The 18,169-nt window shown below is 69.2% G+C and carries 20 protein-coding genes and 1 pseudogene; 12 read left to right on the top strand and 9 right to left on the bottom strand.

The genetic code is table 11. The annotated features are described in order from the left end of the window. The first annotated feature begins 43 nt into the window (after positions 1–43). Together OCS65_RS09030 and OCS65_RS09025 are read left to right on the top strand one after the other, a co-directional pair. Entirely contained in the window at positions 44–616 is a 573-nt protein-coding gene (locus tag OCS65_RS09030; RefSeq protein WP_043803302.1) for a type 1 glutamine amidotransferase domain-containing protein, read from the top strand. A gap of 61 nt (positions 617–677) precedes the next feature. Then, on the top strand, positions 678–1,427 hold the full coding sequence (locus OCS65_RS09025) for a PAS and ANTAR domain-containing protein (RefSeq protein WP_043803304.1): 750 nt from the start codon (positions 678–680) through the stop codon (positions 1,425–1,427). Here the strand turns inward: OCS65_RS09025 and OCS65_RS09020 are convergent. The 3 genes and pseudogenes from OCS65_RS09020 to OCS65_RS09010 form a co-directional block, all read right to left on the bottom strand. After that, positions 1,384–1,581 (bottom strand): hypothetical protein, encoded by a 198-nt coding sequence (locus OCS65_RS09020; protein WP_029545235.1) that lies wholly within the window; start codon positions 1,579–1,581, stop codon positions 1,384–1,386. The two genes, OCS65_RS09025 and OCS65_RS09020, sit on opposite strands and share 44 nt — an antisense overlap. 109 nt (positions 1,582–1,690) lie before the next feature. Then, entirely contained in the window at positions 1,691–1,930 is a 240-nt protein-coding gene (gene mbp1 / locus OCS65_RS09015; RefSeq protein ID WP_006946464.1) for a microaggregate-binding protein 1, read from the bottom strand. An 85-nt stretch (positions 1,931–2,015) separates the two neighbouring features. After that, positions 2,016–2,279, bottom strand: a pseudogene (locus tag OCS65_RS09010) (DUF6480 family protein). 158 nt (positions 2,280–2,437) lie between these two features. On the opposite strand from OCS65_RS09010, the gene OCS65_RS09005 reads away from it, so the two are divergent. From OCS65_RS09005 to OCS65_RS08990, 4 genes are all read left to right on the top strand, one after another. Further along, positions 2,438–2,905: a DUF4383 domain-containing protein gene (locus OCS65_RS09005; protein ID WP_051446195.1), complete on the top strand. Its 468-nt coding sequence runs from the start codon at positions 2,438–2,440 to the stop codon at positions 2,903–2,905. Positions 2,906–2,971: 66 nt separating this feature from the next. Next, entirely contained in the window at positions 2,972–3,214 is a 243-nt protein-coding gene (locus tag OCS65_RS09000) for a hypothetical protein (RefSeq protein ID WP_029545239.1), read from the top strand. Between the two features lie 9 nt (positions 3,215–3,223). Beyond that, positions 3,224–3,586, top strand: coding sequence for a hypothetical protein (locus OCS65_RS08995; protein ID WP_006946456.1), 363 nt, complete (start codon positions 3,224–3,226; stop codon positions 3,584–3,586). A gap of 168 nt (positions 3,587–3,754) precedes the next feature. Continuing rightward, entirely contained in the window at positions 3,755–4,216 is a 462-nt protein-coding gene (locus tag OCS65_RS08990; RefSeq protein WP_072635801.1) for a DUF4383 domain-containing protein, read from the top strand. Positions 4,217–4,255: 39 nt separating this feature from the next. Here the strand turns inward: OCS65_RS08990 and OCS65_RS08985 are convergent, their stop codons facing one another. Further along, positions 4,256–4,678, bottom strand: coding sequence for an STAS domain-containing protein (locus tag OCS65_RS08985; RefSeq protein ID WP_043803312.1), 423 nt, complete (start codon positions 4,676–4,678; stop codon positions 4,256–4,258). Positions 4,679–4,960: 282 nt separating this feature from the next. Here OCS65_RS08985 and OCS65_RS08980 point away from each other — a divergent pair, with 282 nt between their 5' ends. Together OCS65_RS08980 and OCS65_RS08975 are read left to right on the top strand one after the other, a co-directional pair. Continuing rightward, positions 4,961–5,392, top strand: coding sequence for an ATP-binding protein (locus OCS65_RS08980; RefSeq protein ID WP_029545248.1), 432 nt, complete (start codon positions 4,961–4,963; stop codon positions 5,390–5,392). After that, positions 5,389–6,186, top strand: a complete 798-nt coding sequence (locus tag OCS65_RS08975) for a SigB/SigF/SigG family RNA polymerase sigma factor (RefSeq protein ID WP_043803315.1) — start codon at positions 5,389–5,391, stop codon at positions 6,184–6,186. The genes OCS65_RS08980 and OCS65_RS08975 overlap by 4 nt, the downstream gene beginning before the upstream one ends. Before the next feature lie 21 nt (positions 6,187–6,207). Here the strand turns inward: OCS65_RS08975 and OCS65_RS08970 are convergent, their stop codons facing one another. From OCS65_RS08970 to aceA, 5 genes are all read right to left on the bottom strand, one after another. After that, positions 6,208–6,474: a DUF4235 domain-containing protein gene (locus OCS65_RS08970; protein ID WP_006946450.1), complete on the bottom strand. Its 267-nt coding sequence runs from the start codon at positions 6,472–6,474 to the stop codon at positions 6,208–6,210. Positions 6,475–6,544: 70 nt separating this feature from the next. Then, complete coding sequence (locus OCS65_RS08965; RefSeq protein WP_043803317.1) at positions 6,545–7,585, bottom strand: NAD(P)-dependent alcohol dehydrogenase; 1,041 nt, start codon at positions 7,583–7,585, stop codon at positions 6,545–6,547. A gap of 84 nt (positions 7,586–7,669) precedes the next feature. After that, positions 7,670–9,955, bottom strand: a complete 2,286-nt coding sequence (gene metE, locus OCS65_RS08960) for a 5-methyltetrahydropteroyltriglutamate--homocysteine S-methyltransferase (RefSeq protein ID WP_006932986.1) — start codon at positions 9,953–9,955, stop codon at positions 7,670–7,672. A 108-nt stretch (positions 9,956–10,063) separates the two neighbouring features. Further along, complete coding sequence (locus OCS65_RS08955) at positions 10,064–10,960, bottom strand: 3-hydroxybutyryl-CoA dehydrogenase (protein ID WP_006932984.1); 897 nt, start codon at positions 10,958–10,960, stop codon at positions 10,064–10,066. A gap of 121 nt (positions 10,961–11,081) precedes the next feature. Next, on the bottom strand, positions 11,082–12,371 hold the full coding sequence (gene aceA / locus OCS65_RS08950) for an isocitrate lyase (RefSeq protein WP_043803320.1): 1,290 nt from the start codon (positions 12,369–12,371) through the stop codon (positions 11,082–11,084). A gap of 533 nt (positions 12,372–12,904) precedes the next feature. On the opposite strand from aceA, the gene OCS65_RS08945 reads away from it, so the two are divergent. The 4 genes from OCS65_RS08945 to urtA all read left to right on the top strand — a co-directional run bounded on the left by OCS65_RS08945 (position 12,905) and on the right by urtA (position 18,148). Continuing rightward, the gene (locus OCS65_RS08945) at positions 12,905–14,053 is read left to right on the top strand and encodes a globin domain-containing protein (RefSeq protein ID WP_043803322.1); all 1,149 of its coding nucleotides are present in this window, start codon (positions 12,905–12,907) and stop codon (positions 14,051–14,053) included. Positions 14,054–14,112: 59 nt separating this feature from the next. Continuing rightward, positions 14,113–15,525, top strand: coding sequence for an acetate metabolism transcriptional regulator RamB (gene ramB / locus OCS65_RS08940; RefSeq protein WP_006932979.1), 1,413 nt, complete (start codon positions 14,113–14,115; stop codon positions 15,523–15,525). Positions 15,526–15,702: 177 nt separating this feature from the next. Beyond that, a complete protein-coding gene (locus OCS65_RS08935; protein ID WP_043803325.1) occupies positions 15,703–16,617 on the top strand; it encodes a hypothetical protein in 915 nt (304 codons plus the stop codon). A gap of 262 nt (positions 16,618–16,879) precedes the next feature. Next, positions 16,880–18,148, top strand: coding sequence for an urea ABC transporter substrate-binding protein (gene urtA, locus OCS65_RS08930; RefSeq protein ID WP_006932975.1), 1,269 nt, complete (start codon positions 16,880–16,882; stop codon positions 18,146–18,148). Positions 18,149–18,169 lie beyond the last annotated feature (21 nt).

Below are 18,169 nucleotides of genomic sequence, written 5' to 3'. Positions count from 1 at the left end.
ACGCGATCGGGGAACCTTCCCACGACGAAAGGACGACTTCGCGATGAGCGCTTCAGGGAACGGCCGGCTGGCGGGACGCACGGTCGCCGTCCTCGCCACGAACGGCGTCGAGGAGGTCGAGCTGGTCGAGCCGCGCCGGGCAGTCGAGGAGGCGGGCGGCACGGTGCGCCTGCTGTCGCTCGAACCCGGCGAGATCCAGGCCATGAAGTCCGACGTGCACGCGGCCGGCCGGCACCCGGTCGACCAGGTGGTGTCGGAGGCGTCGGTGTCGGACTTCGACGCGCTGATCCTGCCTGGCGGTACCACGAACCCCGATCATCTGCGCCAGGACCCCGCCGCCGTGGCGTTCGTGCGGGACTTCGTCGAGTCGGGCCGGCCCGTCGGGGTGATCTGTCACGGCCCCTGGACACTGGTCGAGGCCGACGTGGTCCGGGGTCGGACGCTGACGTCCTACCCCAGCGTCCGCACGGACATCCGCAACGCGGGCGGGAACGTGGTCGACGAGGAAGTGGTCGTCGACGGGAACCTGGTGTCGAGCCGCAATCCGAGGGATCTGCCCGCCTTCTGCGCCACCCTCGTCGAAGTGTTCGCGAACGCCGAGCAACACGCCGGCTAGATCACCTCACCTCACGCGATCCCGCAGCGGTAGTGCCCGTCACCGGAGGCATAATCGTTGCATGAGGGAACCGATCGTGGACGCCGGCGACACGCCGGTGGACGACGCCTTCGAACGGGTCTTCGCGAGCGGGAAGCCGCAGCGGGTCGGGAGTTTCCGCTACCTGATCGACGACGACAGGTGGGAATGGTCGGACGACGTGGCGCGGATGCACGGGTACGCCCCGGGGACCGTACGGCCGACCACCGACCTGCTGCTCAAGCACAAGCATCCCGAGGACAGGGCCCACGTCGCGGCCATGCTGGGCGCCCTGCAGCGCAACGGCGAGCCGTTCAGCAGCCGGCATCGCATCATCGACACGCACGGGACGGTCCGGCCCGTCGTCGTGATCGGCGACCGCCTGCTCGACGAGCGAGGACGGGTGATCGGCACGGCCGGTTTCTACCTGGACCTGTCCGACGCGTACGACGACGAGGTCCGGCACAGCGTCGACGAGGCGGTCTCGGCGCTCGCGCACCACCGTGCGGTCATCGAACAGGCCAAGGGCATGCTCATGGCGGTCTACGGGATTCCGGCGGACCGCGCCTTCGAGATCCTCGCCTGGCGGTCCCAGGAGTCGAATGTCAAGCTCCGCACGCTCGCCGAGCAACTCGTCCGGGACGTCACCACCGGACTCGACGCACCGGCAACGCTTCGCACCGCCTTCGACCATCTGCTCATGACCGCGCACGAGCGGATCCCGTCGCCGCGGCAGCCCGCGGGTCCGGTCACGGACTCGGCTGCGGAAGCTCGCACTCCACCTTCGGATTGACTCCGGCGTAGTTGAGGGGCCCCGCGATCACCGTCACCGCGACGGTGGCGAAGTCGGCGCAGCTCTGCTCGGCTTCTGTGAAGTACCCCCGCTGCCCGGCGGCGATCGCACCGATCACCAGCCACACCAGCACAACGAACGTCAGGATACGCATCGCTCCTCCTCCGGGGCGAAGACCCGGGAGCCGAACGGCCCCCGGGTCGTGGACGAACGACGGGCGCGACCGCCTGCGCGGCCGGTCACCGATTCACTGCGATGCGGATTCACTGCTGATGCGAGCGCTGGCGCGCCTCGTCGACCTCGGCGTCGGCGCGTGCCTTCTCCGCCTCGGCTTCCTTCTTCGCGGCCTCGCGCTGGCTGTCGGCCTTGTCCTGCTGGGCCCGTCCCTCGCGGGTGAGTTCGTCGCTGCCGACGACGGCGCCGGTCGCCTCCTTGGCCTTTCCCTTGACGTCTTCGACGACGCCCTTGACGCCTTCGCTCGGACCGCTCGTGTTCTCTGCCATGCGACTCTCCCTCAGTCGGCGTTCCTCACTTGCGAACCACGGGTACCCCGCCGGCACCCCGGCAAATCGTGCAGGACTGCGCCACCTACATCAGAATCCCCATGATCACCATGAGAAAGAGGACGACGATCAGCACGATCGCAGCGATCGTCAGAATCCCCTTGGGCGGGAATCGGTTCCGCGTCCGCGGCTCGGGGGCCGACAGACCGGAGGCCTAGCCCGAGTCGGGTGGTGTCGACCCCGGTGCCACACCCCTGCCGCGTTCGAGATCGGGGGTGCGGGCAGGCTCGGGATCGGTGCCGGGATGCGCGTGTGGGTCAGGGACGTTCCGCGGATCGGGGGTGTTCATCGCCCACTCCTGTCCCTCGGCGGCCTGCAGCCCCGGGGAACTCGCCGAGGGGCGCGGCCGGAGCATGGGGCCCCCGTCGATCGAGTTCCCGGCGTAGTCTTCGGCCAATCCGCCGCACCGCCCAGGTTGAAGCGGACAGTACGGGGTATGCGCGGGTCATGACCGAACCACTCGAGCCCGCCCAGCGCGCCGGCCAGCCGGAGAGCACCCGCTCGATCGTCCAGCTCGGCGCACTGTCGGCAGGCACGCTCTTCCTGGTCGTCGGGATCGCCGGCTTCGTCCCCGGGGTGACGGGCAACTACGACGAACTGGCCTTCGGCCACGAGTCCGGCGCCCTGCTCCTGGGCGTGTTCGCCGTGTCCGTCCTGCACAACGTGGTGCATCTGGTCTTCGGTCTGGCGGGCGTGGTCGCGGCGCGGCGCGCCGATCTGGCGCGCTGGTACCTGATCGTCGGCGGCCTGATCTACCTCGCACTGTTCCTGTACGGGCTGATCGTCCGGCCGGGGGGCAGCGCCAACGTCTTGCCGGTCAACGATGCGGACAACTGGCTGCACCTCGGCGTGGCGGTGACCATGCTCGGCCTCGGCCTGGCGGCACCGCGGATCCGGCCGGCGACGACGGTGTGAGCCGTTTGACGTGACCGAGGGTGGGGCACCCGATCCGGAGGACAGATATCGGAGAGGAGGACCGTGATGACCACGTGCGACACCTGTGGCAACGACTACGACAAGACCTTCACCGTCACCCGCGGCGACGTCTCGGGCACGTTCGACAGTTTCGAGTGTGCCGCACAGGCAATGGCCCCGCAGTGCGCCCACTGCGGTTGCCGCATTCTCGGGCACGGGGTCGAGGCCGACGGCACCATGTATTGCTGCGCGCACTGCGCCCGGCAATCGGGTCAGGCTGCGCTCACCGACCGCGCCGACCGGGCGTAGGGAGATGCTGTGACGCAGGATGTGGAGAAGCGATGGCGGGACCCGCGCGCCGCCCGCGCGGCGGTGCGGTACGCGGCCGTGATCGTCGCCGCCGCCCTGCTGCTGATGGCGGCGGTCGTGATCTGGGCCGCCGCGAGCGGTGACCGATGCGCCGACGAGGAATTCCTCGTGTGCACCGACCCTGCGCGGCTCGTCCTGGCCGTCGGCCCCACGGCGATCCTGCTCCTCGGGGCCGTCGGTGCATTCGTGCAGACCTACCGGGTGTGGCGCTCGGGCGGGACGTGGCCGATCTGGCACGGCACGGGCTGGGGGCTGATGGTTCTGACCCTGGTGTACGGGTCGATCTCGTCCGGCGTCCTCGTCGGGGGCTGAACCGCTCAGACGACGACCGGACGGGATTTCGAGGGCGACCCGCCCGGGGGTTTCGGGGCGACCCGCCCGGGGGTTTCGGGGCGACCCGCCCGGGGGTTTCGGGGCGACCCGCCCGGGCTATCCCTGCGTCCCGGGGCGCGGTGCCCCGCGCACCCCGATGGAGGAACGATGATCCGATCCAGCCCGTATCCCAGGGTGCAGCGCACCCGGATCCAGGGTTACGCCTTCGCGATCGGCATCGTGTTCCTCCTCATCGGGGTGCTCGGATTCGTGCCCGGACTGACCAGCGGGTACGGCTCGATGGCCCTCGCGGGGCAGGAGTCGAATGCGCATCTGCTGGGCCTGTTCCGGGTCTCGATCGCCCACAACGTGCTGCACCTCGCCTACGGTGCGGCGGGGATCCTCGCCGCCCGAGGGATCCGCGCGTCGCGGATCTACCTGATCGCGGGCGGCGCCGGGTACCTTGCGTTGTCGGCCTTCGGCATGGTCCTCGGCCACGACAGCCACGCCAACGTGGTGCCGGTCAACGCGGCCGACAACTGGCTGCACCTGGTGCTGGGTGTGCTGCTGCTCGTCCTGGCGGTCGATCCCCGCGGCAACCGCCCGCCGAAGCTGCCGAAGCCGGTGTGACCCGCGCCCCGACGGGGGGTTCGCTTCGGGAGAGCCGGATCAGGCCGGAACCCGCAGGGCGTGGATCGCACTCTCGAGCGAGGCGTGCGCGTGGACCGGGTCGCCGAGCACCCGCAACAGCCGGTGTACCGGCCGTCCGCCCACGAGGGCCCACCGGGAACTTCGGCGCCGGGCCAAGGTGTCGAGCTCGTCGAACACGGTCAGGCCCGCCGACCCGAAGAACTCCACGTCGGAAAGATCGAGCACCAGGCGCGACGACGGGTGCATCTGGTCGCCGGCGTAGCTGCGCAACGCCGGGGCGTTGCGCATGTCGAGCTCGCCCGCCACGGCGACCCGGACGAGGCCGGAACTGATTCTCTCCGTGGAGAAATCGGCACCCGCGGACGTATGGAAGGAGACCGGTGAGCGATCCGATCGGGTGACCCACAGCGATGTGACTTTGCGCTGAGAAACGACAGACATGAGCTTCCCATCGTGGAAAGAGGATGGAAGCGTCGACAGAGCGGGGACCGCACCGACACCGGTCACCGCGGATGTGCGGCGCCTCCGAGTCAGGCTGTGTGCTCAACCTCACCCATACCCTACGGCAGCCCCTGCGGCACCGCAAAGGGCGGATCGACGTGGCGCGGCGCCGCCCCGGCGGCGCGCGTTTCCGCATGATTGAGAACCCCGCGCCGCGGGTAGTCTCGCCAGGAACCCCCGCTCGCCCGGGCCCCCACCTGCCGCAACGGAGAAACGACACACATGGCGAACACGGCATCGATCGACTCGGCCCTCGAACGCACCCACCCCGTAGTGGAGTTGCGGGTACGGGCGGAACCAGGCCAGCTCCCCGTCCTGCGCGCGGTCGCTGCCGCCATCGCTCTGCAGCAGGGCTTCGACCTCGACGCGGTGGCCGACGTCAAGCTCGCGATCGACGAGGCGGGCACCCGGCTGATCACCCGGGCCCCGCAGGGCGCAACGTTGTCGTGCCGGTTCCAGGCCATGCCGCCGGCACTGCGGATCAGCGCGTCCGCTCCGACGGTGGACGGCGGACTGACGGCGGACTCGCGGACCTTCGGCTGGCATGTGCTCAACGCACTCGCCGACTCGGTCGAGGTGAACGTGGACGAATCCGACGAGGGCTCCGTCACCACGATCGACGTGTCCCTGACCGACAGCAGCGCTGTTCTGTGACGGGGACCGGCGCCCAACGGCGCAGCGGCCGAGCCGCCGACGAATACGCCGACGTCATCCCCCTCTTCGAGGAAATGGTGACGTTCGACGAGGACGATCCCGCGCGCGGAGTCTTGCGGGACAGCCTGGTCGAACGATGCCTGCCCCTCGCGGAACACATCGCCCGCCGGTTCGACGGCCGCGGCGAGGCATTCGACGACCTCCTGCAGGTCGCCCGCCTCGGCCTGGTCAACGCCGTGGACCGTTTCGACCCCGAGCGGGGCTCGGACTTCGTGTCCTTCGCGGTTCCGACCATCATGGGCGAGGTGCGCCGGCACTTCCGCGACGCCGGTTGGGCGGTGCGGGTGCCGCGCCGGATGAAGGAGATGCATCTGGCGCTGAGCAAGGCGACCGGGGAACTGTCACAGCGCCTGGGCCGCGCCCCCACGGCTGCCGAACTCGCCGCCGAGCTGGGCCTCGATCCGGAGGAGGTGGCGGAGGGCCTCGTCGCCGGCAACGCGTACCAGGCGGTCTCTGTCGACCGTCCGGCCCCGGCCGGGGACGACGGCGTCACCCTGGCGGACACTCTCGGCGACTACGACGCCGCGCTCGCGCACGTGGAGAACCACGAGGCACTGCGCCCGTTGCTGGCTGCGCTGCCGGAACGTGAGCGCACGGTCGTGCTGCTGCGGTTCTTCGGGAACATGACCCAGACCCAGATCGCCGAACGTGTCGGCGTGTCCCAGATGCACGTGTCCCGGCTGCTGACGAAAACCCTCGCCCAGCTGCGCGAACAACTGGGCGAGGGTTTCTAGGACCCGCAGGCCCGGGCGTCGTCATTCCTTCCCGGGCCAGGTGCCGGTGACGCGGCGGAAGCCCACCGCGCTCGCGCGGTTCGCCGCCGCGCTCACCGCACCGAAGATCGCTCCCTGCACGGCGGCGGAGACCAGCACCTCCCGCCACCCGAAGCGGCTGTCCATGGCCTCCGGCGGATCGTCCTGGCCGGCGCCGAGCGCCCACACCTTCCTGAACACCATGCCGGCGGCAACGCCCGCCAGGGAACTCACCACGAGGCTCACGGGCCGGTACAACGCCTTCTTCACATTTCCTCCACGTCTCGAGATACGTGGCGGGAGTACCCGGCCGCCGCGGTCTCACACCTGCCCGCCCGGCTCAGATGGTGGCGGCGTCGATCACGAACCGATAGCGCACGTCGCTCGCGACGACGCGGTCGTACGCCTCGTTGATCCGGTCGGCCGAGACGACCTCGATCTCCGCGCCGATGCCGTGCTCGGCGCAGAAGTCGAGCATCTCCTGCGTCTGCGGGATGCCGCCGACCATGGAACCGGCGAGGCTGCGCCGGTTCTGCGCGAGCGAGAACGCCCGGACCGTGAGAGGGTGTTCGGGCAGGCCCAGCTCGACGAGGGTGCCGTTGCGGGCGAGCAGCGACAGATAGGCATCCAGGTCGAGGTTCACCGAAACGGTGTTGACGATCAGGTCGAACGTGCCCCGCAGATCCTTGAAGGTCTGCGGATCGGTCGTTACGCGGTAGTCGACGGCACCGAAGCGCAGCCCGTCCTCCCGCTTGGCCGGCGAGTGCCCCAGCACGGTCACCTCGGCACCCATCGCCGCGGCGATCTTCACGCCGACGTGGCCGAGCCCGCCCATCCCGATCACGGCGACCTTCCTGCCCGGTCCGGCGCCCCAGTGCCGGAGCGGGGAGAACAGGGTGATGCCCGCGCAGAGCAGCGGCGCCGCGGCGTCGAGCGCAAGACCGTCGGGGATCTTCAGGACGAAGTGCTCGGTGACGACGATGTGGGTGGAGTAGCCGCCCTGGGTCACCTCGCCGTCGCGGCCGACGGCGTTGTAGGTGCCGGTGACCCGGCTGGTGCAGTACTGCTCGTCGCCGCTGGTGCAGGCCTCACACGCGAGGCACGAGTCGACGAAGCAGCCGACGCCGACGCGATCGCCGACGGCATGCCTGGTCACCTCGGCGCCGACGGCGCTCACCACCCCGACGATCTCGTGCCCGGGAACGACGGGGTAGCGGGTGCCGCCCCACTCGTTGCGGGCGGTGTGGATGTCGGAATGGCAGATCCCGGCGTACCTGATCTCGATGAGCACGTCGAGCGGACCGAGCTCACGCCGCTCGATGGTGGTCTTGACGAGGGGGCTGTCCGCCGCGGTGGCGGCGTACGCGGCAACGGTAGTCATGCAGACATGCCTACCGGCCGGCGACACGACGCGCACCCGCGGGGGCTGTCCGCGGGTGCGCGTCGACGGGCGCGGCCTGCCGGTCTACTGCCCGGCCGCGCGTCGCCGCAGACGACGTGCGGCGGCGACGAGGTTGCGCAGCGACGGCTCGAGCTGCCAGTAGTGCCGGGTCTTGAGCCCGCCGTCCGGATTCGCCCACAAGCGGTCGAGTTCGACGGATTCCGCTGCGGTGCTGAGCAGTTCGTCGAGTTCGTCGATGTCGGGGATGCGCGCCGATCGGCTCTCGTAGACGCCGGGGCCGACACCGTGCGTGAGGGCCTTGTCCTTGATGGCCTCGAGCACCCAGCGGATCGAGCGGGTCGCGACGATCGCCGTGACGTCCGCGTCGAGCCGTTCGATCGCGTCGACCACCGACGCCTGACCGGAGTAGGTCAGGTGCGTGTGGATCTGCGTCTCGGGCTTGGCGCCCCCGGTCGCGAGCCGGAACGCGTCGACCGCCCAGTCCAGGTACTCGGCCCGGCCGTCCTGCCGCAACGGCAGCAGTTCCCGGATGGCGGGCTCGTCGACCTGGATGATGGCGATGCCCGCCCGCTCGAGGTCTGCGATCTCGTCGCGGATGGCAAGCGCCAACTGGTCGGCCGTCTCGTGCAGGGGCTGGTCCTGACGCACATACGACCGCGCCAGCATCGTGACCGGGCCCGTGAGCATGCCCTTGACCGGCTTGTCGGTCAGCGACTGCGCGAACGCGATCCACTCCACCGTCATCGGCTTCGGCCGCACGATGTCGCCGTAGAGGATCGGCGGGCGCGTGCACCGCGACCCGTACGCCTGCACCCAGCCGAAGTGCGTCGTGGCGAAGCCCTCGAGCAGCTCGGCGAAGTACTGGATCATGTCGTTGCGCTCGTGCTCACCGTGGACGAGCACGTCGAGGCCGATGTCCTCCTGCAGCCGGACGGTGGACTCGATCTCCTCCTGGATGCGCTTGACGTAGTCGTCCCACGACATGCGGCCCTCGCCCAGCTCGTAGCGGGCCTTGCGGATCTCGTCCGTCTGCGGGAACGACCCCAGCGTGGTCGCCGGCACCGGCGGCAGCTTCAGCCGCTCCTGCTGCGCGGCGCGCCGCTCCTCGTACGGGACGCGGCGCCGGTGCTCGGGCCGCAGGGCGTTGACGCGGGCGCGGATCGCGTGCTTCTGCTTGAAGTGCACCGACGTCGGCGGCTTGCGCCACCGCTCCTCCGCGCCGGTGGTCAGCGCCTTGGCGAGCGAGACCACCTCGCCCACCTTCTGCTTGGCGAAGGCCAGCCGGTCCGCCACGTCGCCGGGGATGTCGTACTCGGCGAGCACGTCGTAGGGCACGTGCAGCAGCGAGCACGACGTGGAGACCACCAGGTCGGGCGTCACGGCCGCGAGGCTGCTCAGGTACTCGAGCGTGCGGTGCCGGTCGGCCTTCCACACGTTGCGGCCGTCGACGACCCCCGCGTAGATGCGCTTGCGCTTGAGGCCGGGCACCGCGGCCAGCTCCTCCGCGCTCATCCGGCCGTTGACCAGGTCGAGACCGATGGCCTCGACCTTGGTGGCGGCCAGGATGGGCAACGCCTCGCCGAGGTGACCGTAGGGGCCGGTGACGAGGAGGCGCGGGCGCAGCGGCGCGTGGGAGAGCGTGTCGTAGGCGCGCGCGAAGGCCGCGAGCTCCTCCGGGGTGCGGTCCTCGGTGAAGGAGGGCTCGTCGAGCTGCACGCACCAGGCGCCGGCGCGCGCGAGCTCCGCGAACAGCTTCTCGTACTCGGGCAGCAGCCGGTCGAGCAGCTCGAGGGTGGAGAACCCGTCCTGCTCCGACGTCTGCGAGACCTTGGACAGCAGCAGCAGCGACACCGGACCGAGTACGACCGGGCGCAGGTCGATACCGCGGGCCTTGGCGCGCTCGAACTCGTCGAGCACCGCCGCCGAGTTCAGCGCGAAGGTGGTGTTCTCGTCGAGCTCGGGCTGCCGGTAGTGGTAGTTGCTGCCGAACCAGCGGACCAGCTCGAGCGGCGGGAAGTCCTCGCGGCCCCGGCACAGCGTGAAGTAGAAGTCGAGCGGGTCGAGCTCGCCGACGAGCGGGCGGAACCGCTCGGGGATCGCACCGAACAGCAGCGCGTTGTCGAGCACGTGATCGTAGTAGGAGAACGTGTTACCGGGCACCTGGGTGAGCCCGGTGGCGGCGAGCTCGCTCCAGGTGGACTCCTGGATCTCGCGGGCCACCGCGACGAGCTCGTCGCGGGTGCCGGTGCCGTGCCAGTAGGCCTCGAGGGCACGCTTGAGTTCACGACGGGGTCCGATGCGCGGATACCCGAGGATGCTCGAGCCGTATCCGTCTGCAGTGCTGGCCATTCGGGGTCGACCTTTCCCTCGATGCACCTCGCGCCCGTGTCCCGACAGTCAGCGCGACGGCTGTGCTGTCGGCACACGGGCGCCGAGGTGCGGTGTGGTGCTACCTACCTAGCTGACTTTCTTGGCGGCACGACCGTTGTCGGCATATTCGTAGAAGCCGGCGCCCGACTTCTTGCCGACGAGGCCGGCCTCGACCATACGCAGCAGGAGCGGCGGAGCCGAGTACAGCGGCTCCTTGAACTCCCCGTACATCGAGTCGGCGATCGACTTGACCGTGTCCAGGCCCACCAGATCGGTGAGCGCGAGCGGACCCATCGGGTGGGCACACCCGAGGACCATCGCCTTGTCGATGTCCTCCTTGGTGGCAAAGCCGGACTCGACCATCCGGATCGCCGACAGCAGGTAGGGCACGAGAAGCGCGTTGGCGATGAAGCCGGCCCGGTCGGAGGACCGGACGACCTGCTTGCCGAGCACCTCGGAGGCGAAGGCCTCCGCGCGCTGGGAGACCGCGGGGCCGGTCTTGAGCGTGGTGACCAGCTCGACCAACGGCAGCACCGGAACCGGATTGAAGAAGTGCATGCCGATGACCCGCTCGGGCCGGGTGGTGGCGATGCCCAGCTTCATGATCGGGATCGACGAGGTGTTGGACGCCAGCACCGCGTTCGGATCCGTGACGATCTTGTCGAGTTCCGCGAAGATCTCGGCCTTGACCTTCTCGTCCTCGACGACCGCCTCCACGACGAGCTGGCGATCGGCGAAGTCGCCGAGGTCGGAGGTGAAGCGCAGCCGCCAGGCGGCCTGCTCACGCTCCCGTTCGGTGATCTTGCCGCTGCTGACACCGCGGTCGAGGGACCGGAGGATGCGGGCACGCCCGGCAGCCGCGAGTTCGCGGGTCTGCTCGTACACAAGTACGTCGACATGAGCGCGTGCGCACACCTCGGCGATACCTGCGCCCATGATCCCGGCGCCGATCACGCCGACGCGCTGAATCTTTTCGCTGGTCACGTCAGCTCCTACTCGTCATGTGGGGGGGTCGTGAAAGGGGTTCTGACAGGGGGTGGATACGGCGGCGGCGGGACCTGGTCGTCCGAGATCCCGCCGCGCACCTACATCCGGTTGCCGGTTCCTAGTGGAACTGGCCCTCCTCGGTGGAGCCCTTGAGGGCTGCCGTGGAGGTGTTCGGGTCGACGGTGGTGGCGATGGCGTCGAAGTAGCCGGCGCCGACCTCACGCTGGTGCTTGACGGCGGTGAAGCCACGCTCCGCGGCGGCCTTGAACTCGCGCTCCTGCAGGTCGACGAATGCGGTCATCCCCTGGCGGGCGTAGCCGTGGGCCAGGTCGAACATGCCGTAGTTGAGCGAGTGGAAGCCGGCGAGGGTGATGAACTGGAACTTGAAGCCCATCGCGCCGAGCTCCTTCTGGAACTTCGCGATGGTCGCGTCGTCCAGGTGCGCCTTCCAGTTGAAGGACGGCGAGCAGTTGTAGGCGAGCAGCTGGTCCGGGAACTCGCTGCGGACGGCCTCGGCGAACTTCTTGGCGACCTCGAGGTCCGGCACGCCGGTCTCCATCCAGATCAGATCGGAGTACGGCGCGTAGGCCTTGGCACGCGCGATGCAGGGCTCGATGCCGTTCTTGACGCCGTAGAAGCCCTCGGCGGTGCGGGTGCCGTCGAGGAACTCACGGTCACGCTCGTCGACGTCGGAGGTCAGCAGCGTCGCCGCCTCGGCGTCGGTGCGGGCGATGACGACCGTCGGGACGTCGGCGACGTCGGCCGCGAGGCGAGCCGAGGTCAGGGTGCGGATGTGCTGCTGGGTCGGGATGAGCACCTTGCCACCGAGGTGACCGCACTTCTTCTCCGACGCGAGCTGGTCCTCCCAGTGCGAGCCGGCGACACCGGCCGCGATCATGGCCTTCTGCAGCTCGTAGACGTTGAGCGCGCCACCGAAGCCGGCCTCACCGTCGGCGACGATCGGGGCGAGCCAGTTGTCGACCGAGGTGTCGCCCTCGACCTTGGCGATCTCGTCGGCGCGCAGCAGCGCGTTGTTGATGCGGCGGACGACCTGCGGCACCGAGTTCGCCGGGTACAGCGACTGGTCCGGGTAGGTGTGGCCGGACAGGTTCGCGTCACCGGCGACCTGCCAGCCGGACAGGTAGATGGCCTTGAGGCCGGCGCGGACCTGCTGCACGGCCTGGTTGCCGGTGAGGGCGCCCAGCGAGTTGATGTAGTCCTCGTTGTTCACGAGGTCCCACAGAATCTCCGAGCCGCGGCGGGCGAGGGTGGCTTCCTCGACGACGGTGCCCTGCAGCTTGACGACCTGCTCGGCCGTGTAGTTGCGGGTGATCCCCTTCCAGCGCGGGTTGGTGTCCCAATCCTTCTGGATTTCCTCAGCGGTCCTCGGGGTGCCGGTGGTCGACATCTAAGCTCCACTCTCTAGATCGGATCCGCGCCGGACGCTCTGCAGTACGTGCGTACTACTTCACATCCTTCGCGAACCTTTCGGATGTACCACTCGACAATGACACACCCGGAAAGTGCCGTCTACCTGTTGCTAGTGCCAATCTTCGCTAGTTTTTCCCGAGGCTTTGCAAAGGTTGTAAACCTTTGGCGCGTCCAACGAACCCGGCCCGGACCCCGATAGCTACCCGTCGGTAGCAATCACCTCGGCATTGTTCCCCGGCGGGCGCGCCGCCCGGCAGCCGACGACACTGCCCCGCACCCGCGGCCCACCAGCGACGGAGCCGCGGATCACCACGAAGATTGTGACGAGTTTCACACCCGGAGGTCCGGCAAATCGGGAAGTCGCCCCGGTCGAATCGGGGGTCGGCCAGGATCGCTCGACTACCATGTGCGCGTTGACCAGTCGGGGCCGGTCACGCCGCTCGGGCGTGCCCACTCCCCACTCGCACACGAGTCGAGGAGGGCGCCATCCTTTCCGCCACGTCGAAGCCGGTGATCGAGGCCACCCTCCCGGTCGTCGGCGCCCACATCGGCCAGATCTCCGAACTGTTCTACGAAAAGCTCTTCGCGGCCGCGCCGTCGCTGCGGACCGACCTGTTCAACCGCACCAACCAGGAGAACCGGGAGCAGCAGAAGGCGCTCGCGAGCTCGGTCGCCGCCTTCGCGACGCTGCTCGTCACCGAGGACGCCGCCGACATCGACGCGATCATGGCCCGGATCGCCGCCAAGCACGCCTCGCTCGGCGTCCAGGCCCCCCACTACGACGTGGTCCGGCACCAGCTGTTCGCCGCGATCGGCGAGGTGCTCGGCGACGCGGTCACCCCCGACGTCGCCGCGGCCTGGCGCGAGGTCTACACGCTGATGGCCAACTCGCTCATCGAGCAGGAGTCGGCACTCTACGACAAGGCCGGCGTCCGGCCCGGTCAGATCTGGCGCGTCGTAGTGGTCACCGACGTCCAGTTCGACGGCGCGGAGGTCGCGACCCTGACCCTGCGCTCCCTCGACGGCAGCCCGCTTCCGGATTTCCTTCCCGGACAGTACATCTCCGTCGCGACCACCCTGGGAGACGGCACCCGGCAGATCCGCCAGTACACCCTCGTGCGCAGCCACGTCCCGGGGGAGTGGGCCGTCACCGTCAAGCGGGTCCCGGGCGGGATCGTCTCCCAGCTCCTCGTCGGCGGCGTCGGCATCGGCACCGAACTCGTCGTCTCGCATCCGTTCGGCAGCCTCGTCGTCGAGGACGCCGACGCTCCCCTGGTGCTGATCTCCGCCGGCATCGGCGTCACCCCGACGCTCGCGGCGCTGCAGCACCTGGCGGCGCACCGCTCCGAGCGCGAGGTCCTGGTCGTGCACGTCGACCGGTCCAGCTACGACCATGCGCGGCGCGCCGAGACGCAGGCCCTGGTCGACCGTCTGCCGCGGGCCCGCATGCTGACCCGCTACTCCGAGTTCGAAGAGCTCCGCGAGGACGGCCACACCCCGCTCGACGGCGTCGAGCTGCCGAAGGATCCGCAGGTGTACGTGTGCGGTCCCGTCCCGTTCATGCGGTCGATCCGGCAGACGTTGCTCGGCGGGGGAGTCTCGCCCGACGCCGTCCACTACGAGGCCTTCGCGCCGGGGTCCTGGCTGGGACTCGAGTAGAGCGCTAACGTTGCGAACCTGTCGTTGCGAAGCTGCGTAGACGCTCGTACGCTGGGCTGATGCCAAAGACGTTCGTCGGCGCCCGCCTGCGCCAGCTGCGCACCGAGCGGGGACTCAGCCAAGCGGCGCTGGCCAAGACCCTGGAGATCTCGGCCAGCTACCTCAACCAGATCGAGCACGACGTGCGGCCGCTCACCGTACCGGTCCTGCTGCGCATCAGCGAGGTCTTCGGTGTCGACACCACGTTCTTCTCGTCCCAGGACGACACCCGGCTCATCGCCGAGATGCGGGAGGTGGCCCTCGATCAGGAGATGGGCATCGACGCCGACGCCCAGGAGATCGCCGCGATGGTGTCGGCGCACCCCGGGCTGGCGCGGGCCATGGTCAACATGCACCGGCGGTTCCGCAACACCACCGCCCAGCTCGCCGCCGCCACCGAGGACCGCTACAGCGACGGCAGCGGCAGCGGCACCATCACCATGCCGCACGAAGAGGTCCGCGACTACTTCTACCAGCGGCAGAACTACCTGCACGATCTCGACACCGCCGCCGAGGAACTCGCCACCCGGATCCGCTTCCACCGCGGCGACATCTCCGGCGGCATCATCAAGCGCATGGAGACGGTGCACGACGTACAGCTCGTCCGTCGCGTCGACCTCGGCGAGAACGTCCTGCACCGGTTCGACCCCGCCACGCGCGTCCTCGAGATCTCCGCGCGGCTGTCGGGCGGCCAGCAGGTCTTCAAGCTCGCCACCGAGCTCGCCTACCTCGAGTGCGGGGAGCTGATCGAGAAGCTGGTCGCCGAGGGCGCGTTCACCAGCGAGGCCTCCCTCGCCCTGGCCCGCCACGGCCTCGCCAACTACTTCGCCGCGGCGATCATGCTGCCCTACGCGCAGTTCCACGAGATGGCCGAGGACTTCCGATACGACGTCGAGCGGCTCTCCGCCTTCTACGCCGTCAGCTACGAGACCATCGCCCACCGGATGTCGACCCTGCAGCGGCCGAAGCTGCGCGGCGTGCCGTTCTCGTTCGTCCGCGTCGACCGGGCGGGCAACATGTCCAAGCGCCAGTCCGCCACCGGCTTCCACTTCTCCACCAGCGGCGGGACCTGTCCCCTGTGGAACGTGTACGAGACCTTCGCGTACCCGGGCAAGATCATGACCCAGCTCGCGCAGATGCCCGACGGGCGTCGCTACCTGTGGGTCGCCCGCACGGTCGAGCGCCGCGCCGCCCGCTACGGCCAGCCGTCGAAGACGTTCGCGATCGGCCTCGGCTGCGAGCTGCGCCACGCGCACCGCCTCGTCTACGCCGACGGCCTCGACCTCGACGACAGCAACCCCGGTACCCCCATCGGCTCCGGCTGCCGCGTGTGCGAGCGGCTGAACTGCCCCCAGCGCGCGTTCCCGCCCCTCGGGAAGGAGCTCGTCATCAACGAGCACCAGAGCTCCGTGTCCCCCTACCTCATCAAGTGACACCCGCGCGACGGCCGGACAGCCGCGCGCCCAACCCCGCTGATTGCCAGGATGGCCGTGAGACGGCGCGGCAGTGCGTCATCGATTTTCTCCACAACCGGACGATCGCTCCCCAGATCCGGTCCGGAGCGCGGAGTTCACGCCGAAGGGCACCTCCGTCGGGGCACCGTGTTCGCCATGACCGACCACACCCCGATCATGCGGCGCGACGCTGTCCGCTCCGGGCTCATCGAGGACGAGATCCGCCGAGCACTGCGCACCGGCGCCCTCGAGCGTCTCGACGCAGGCGTCCACCTGCCCAGGGAGATCGCAGCCGACCTCGACGACGCCGGCCGGCACCTGGTGCGCGTACGCGCGGCCGCCGCCAAGCTCGGCCCCGAGGCCGTGATGAGCCACACCTCCGCCGCCGTCGTGCACGGGTTCGCTCTGTGGCGTCCGGACCTCACGCTGGTCCACGTCAGCCGGAATCGACCCTCCGGTGGCCGTCGCACCTCCCAACTACACGTGCACGCAACACCTTTCGCACCAAGCGATGTGGAGATCGTGGACGGGATACGGGTGACCTCGGCGGCGCGCACGATCGTCGACACGGCACGCTGCCTGGATGCCGACCGTGCAGTGGTGCTGGGCGACTCTGCACTGAGGCTGCGGCCTGCGGCCCACGCCGCACTCCCGGCCGCCTTGACAGCAGCCGACACGCGAACCGGAATTGCGGCGGCTCGACGAATGTGCGCATTCCTGGACGGACGAAGCGAGAGCCCGGGCGAGTCGATCAGCCGCCTCCGCATTCGGGCGGCAGGTCTGCCCGGCCCGGTCCTGCAATTCGAGATATGGACAGCCGGTGGCGCATTCGTCGCGCGCACCGACTTCTTCCGGGAGGAGTTCGGCGTCGTCGGCGAGTTCGACGGCATGGGCAAGTACCGGTCTGCGGACCCCGGCGCAAGCGCCGAGACGGTGCGTCGCGAGAAGCTTCGTGAAGACGCGATCCGGGCACAGGGATACGAAGTGATGCGCTGGACGTGGTCGGAACTCTTCCACTTCGACGACGTTCGTGCGCGAATCGACGCCGCCACCCGTCGTCGCTGGCGGTAGGTCGTCCGGAAACCCGCACGGCGGCAGGACAGCCGCGCGATGAAAGGAGCGCGCCGCTGTCCTGCGGAGGCGCGGATACATCCGGACCTCGGCGTGTGCGCGTTCGGAAATCGAGCCGTAACACGGGTCACGAACTCGTCACCGCAGGACATTCCCATGCAACACCGGCCGCCTACTCTTCGGTCCACGGATACAGCGCTGTATACGCAGCCCGGATACACCGGGCCCCGTCCGGCTCCCACCTTCGAAGAAGGGCACCTCCATGCCAGTTGCCACGTCCAAGTTCGCCAAGCGCGCCGTCGCCGCGCCGGCCGCGCTGGCCGCCGTCGGCCTCGTGCTCAGCGCCTGCGGCAGCAAGGCCACCGACAGTACCGACGCTGCCGGGTCCGCCTCGTGCGTCGACACCTCCGGCGACACGATCAAGGTCGGTTCGCTGAACTCGCTGTCCGGCACCATGGCAATCTCCGAGGTCACGGTGCGTGACTCGATCGCACTGGCCGTCGAGGAGATCAATGCGAACGGCGGCGTTCTCGGCAAGCAGATCCGGATCGTGGCCGAGGACGGCGCGTCGGAGCCGACGGTGTTCGCCGAGAAGGCCGAGAAGCTGATCAGCTCCGACTGTGTGGCCGCGGTGTTCGGTGGGTGGACGTCGTCGAGCCGCAAGGCGATGCTGCCGGTGTTCGAGGACAACAACGCGCTGCTGTACTACCCCGTGCAGTACGAGGGCCTCGAGTCGTCGCCGAACATCTTCTACACCGGCGCGACCACCAACCAGCAGATCGTGCCGGCGCTGGACTACCTGAAGGAGAAGGGCGTCAAGTCCCTCTACCTCGTCGGCAGCGACTACGTCTTCCCGCAGACCGCGAACCGCATCATCCGCGCGTACGCCGAGGCCAACGGCATCGAGATCAAGGGTGAGGACTACACCCCGCTCGGGTCCACCGACTTCTCCACGATCGTCAACAAGGTCCGCACCGCCGACGCGGACGCGGTGTTCAACACCCTCAACGGCGACTCGAACGTCGCCTTCTTCCGCGAGTACTCCAACGTCGGCCTCACCGCCGCCGACATGCCGGTGATCTCGGTGTCGATCGCCGAGGAGGAAGTGGTCGGAATCGGCGCGCAGAACATCACCGGCCAGCTCACCGCCTGGAACTACTACCAGACCGTGGACGGCCCCGAGAACACGGCGTTCGTCGACGCGTACAAGGCGAAGTACGGTGCGAACAAGCCCACCTCCGACCCGATGGAGGCCGCGTACGCGTCGGTGTACCTGTGGAAGAACACCGTCGAGAAGGCGGACTCGTTCGCCGTCGCCGACGTGCAGGCCGCGGCCGACGGCGTCTCGTTCGACGCACCGGAGGGCACCGTCACGATCGACGGGGACAACCACCACATCACCAAGACGGCTCGCATCGGCGAGATCCGGGGCGACGGACTGATCTACACGGTGTGGGAGTCGAACGGGGCGATCGAGCCGGACCCGTACCTCGAGAGCTACGACTGGGCCGCCGGCCTGTCCGGCAGCTGACCACCGTGACCGGGAAGCCGA

Origin of the sequence: Rhodococcus aetherivorans, assembly GCF_025722975.1 — a bacterium.
Classification (GTDB): Bacteria; Actinomycetota; Actinomycetes; order Mycobacteriales; family Mycobacteriaceae; genus Rhodococcus; species Rhodococcus aetherivorans.
This window is presented reverse-complemented; position numbering and strand designations above follow the sequence as displayed.

Coding starts and splice junctions, on each gene's coding strand:
- OCS65_RS09030 (WP_043803302.1), top strand. CDS start 44: ATGAGCGCTTCAGGGAACGGCCGGCTGGCGGGACGCACGGTCGCCGTC.
- OCS65_RS09025 (WP_043803304.1), top strand. CDS start 678: ATGAGGGAACCGATCGTGGACGCCGGCGACACGCCGGTGGACGACGCC.
- OCS65_RS09020 (WP_029545235.1), bottom strand. CDS start 1,581: ATGCGTATCCTGACGTTCGTTGTGCTGGTGTGGCTGGTGATCGGTGCG.
- mbp1 (WP_006946464.1), bottom strand. CDS start 1,930: ATGGCAGAGAACACGAGCGGTCCGAGCGAAGGCGTCAAGGGCGTCGTC.
- OCS65_RS09005 (WP_051446195.1), top strand. CDS start 2,438: ATGACCGAACCACTCGAGCCCGCCCAGCGCGCCGGCCAGCCGGAGAGC.
- OCS65_RS09000 (WP_029545239.1), top strand. CDS start 2,972: ATGACCACGTGCGACACCTGTGGCAACGACTACGACAAGACCTTCACC.
- OCS65_RS08990 (WP_072635801.1), top strand. CDS start 3,755: ATGATCCGATCCAGCCCGTATCCCAGGGTGCAGCGCACCCGGATCCAG.
- OCS65_RS08985 (WP_043803312.1), bottom strand. CDS start 4,678: ATGTCTGTCGTTTCTCAGCGCAAAGTCACATCGCTGTGGGTCACCCGA.
- OCS65_RS08980 (WP_029545248.1), top strand. CDS start 4,961: ATGGCGAACACGGCATCGATCGACTCGGCCCTCGAACGCACCCACCCC.
- OCS65_RS08965 (WP_043803317.1), bottom strand. CDS start 7,585: ATGACTACCGTTGCCGCGTACGCCGCCACCGCGGCGGACAGCCCCCTC.
- metE (WP_006932986.1), bottom strand. CDS start 9,955: ATGGCCAGCACTGCAGACGGATACGGCTCGAGCATCCTCGGGTATCCG.
- aceA (WP_043803320.1), bottom strand. CDS start 12,371: ATGTCGACCACCGGCACCCCGAGGACCGCTGAGGAAATCCAGAAGGAT.
- ramB (WP_006932979.1), top strand. CDS start 14,113: ATGCCAAAGACGTTCGTCGGCGCCCGCCTGCGCCAGCTGCGCACCGAG.
- OCS65_RS08935 (WP_043803325.1), top strand. CDS start 15,703: ATGACCGACCACACCCCGATCATGCGGCGCGACGCTGTCCGCTCCGGG.
- urtA (WP_006932975.1), top strand. CDS start 16,880: ATGCCAGTTGCCACGTCCAAGTTCGCCAAGCGCGCCGTCGCCGCGCCG.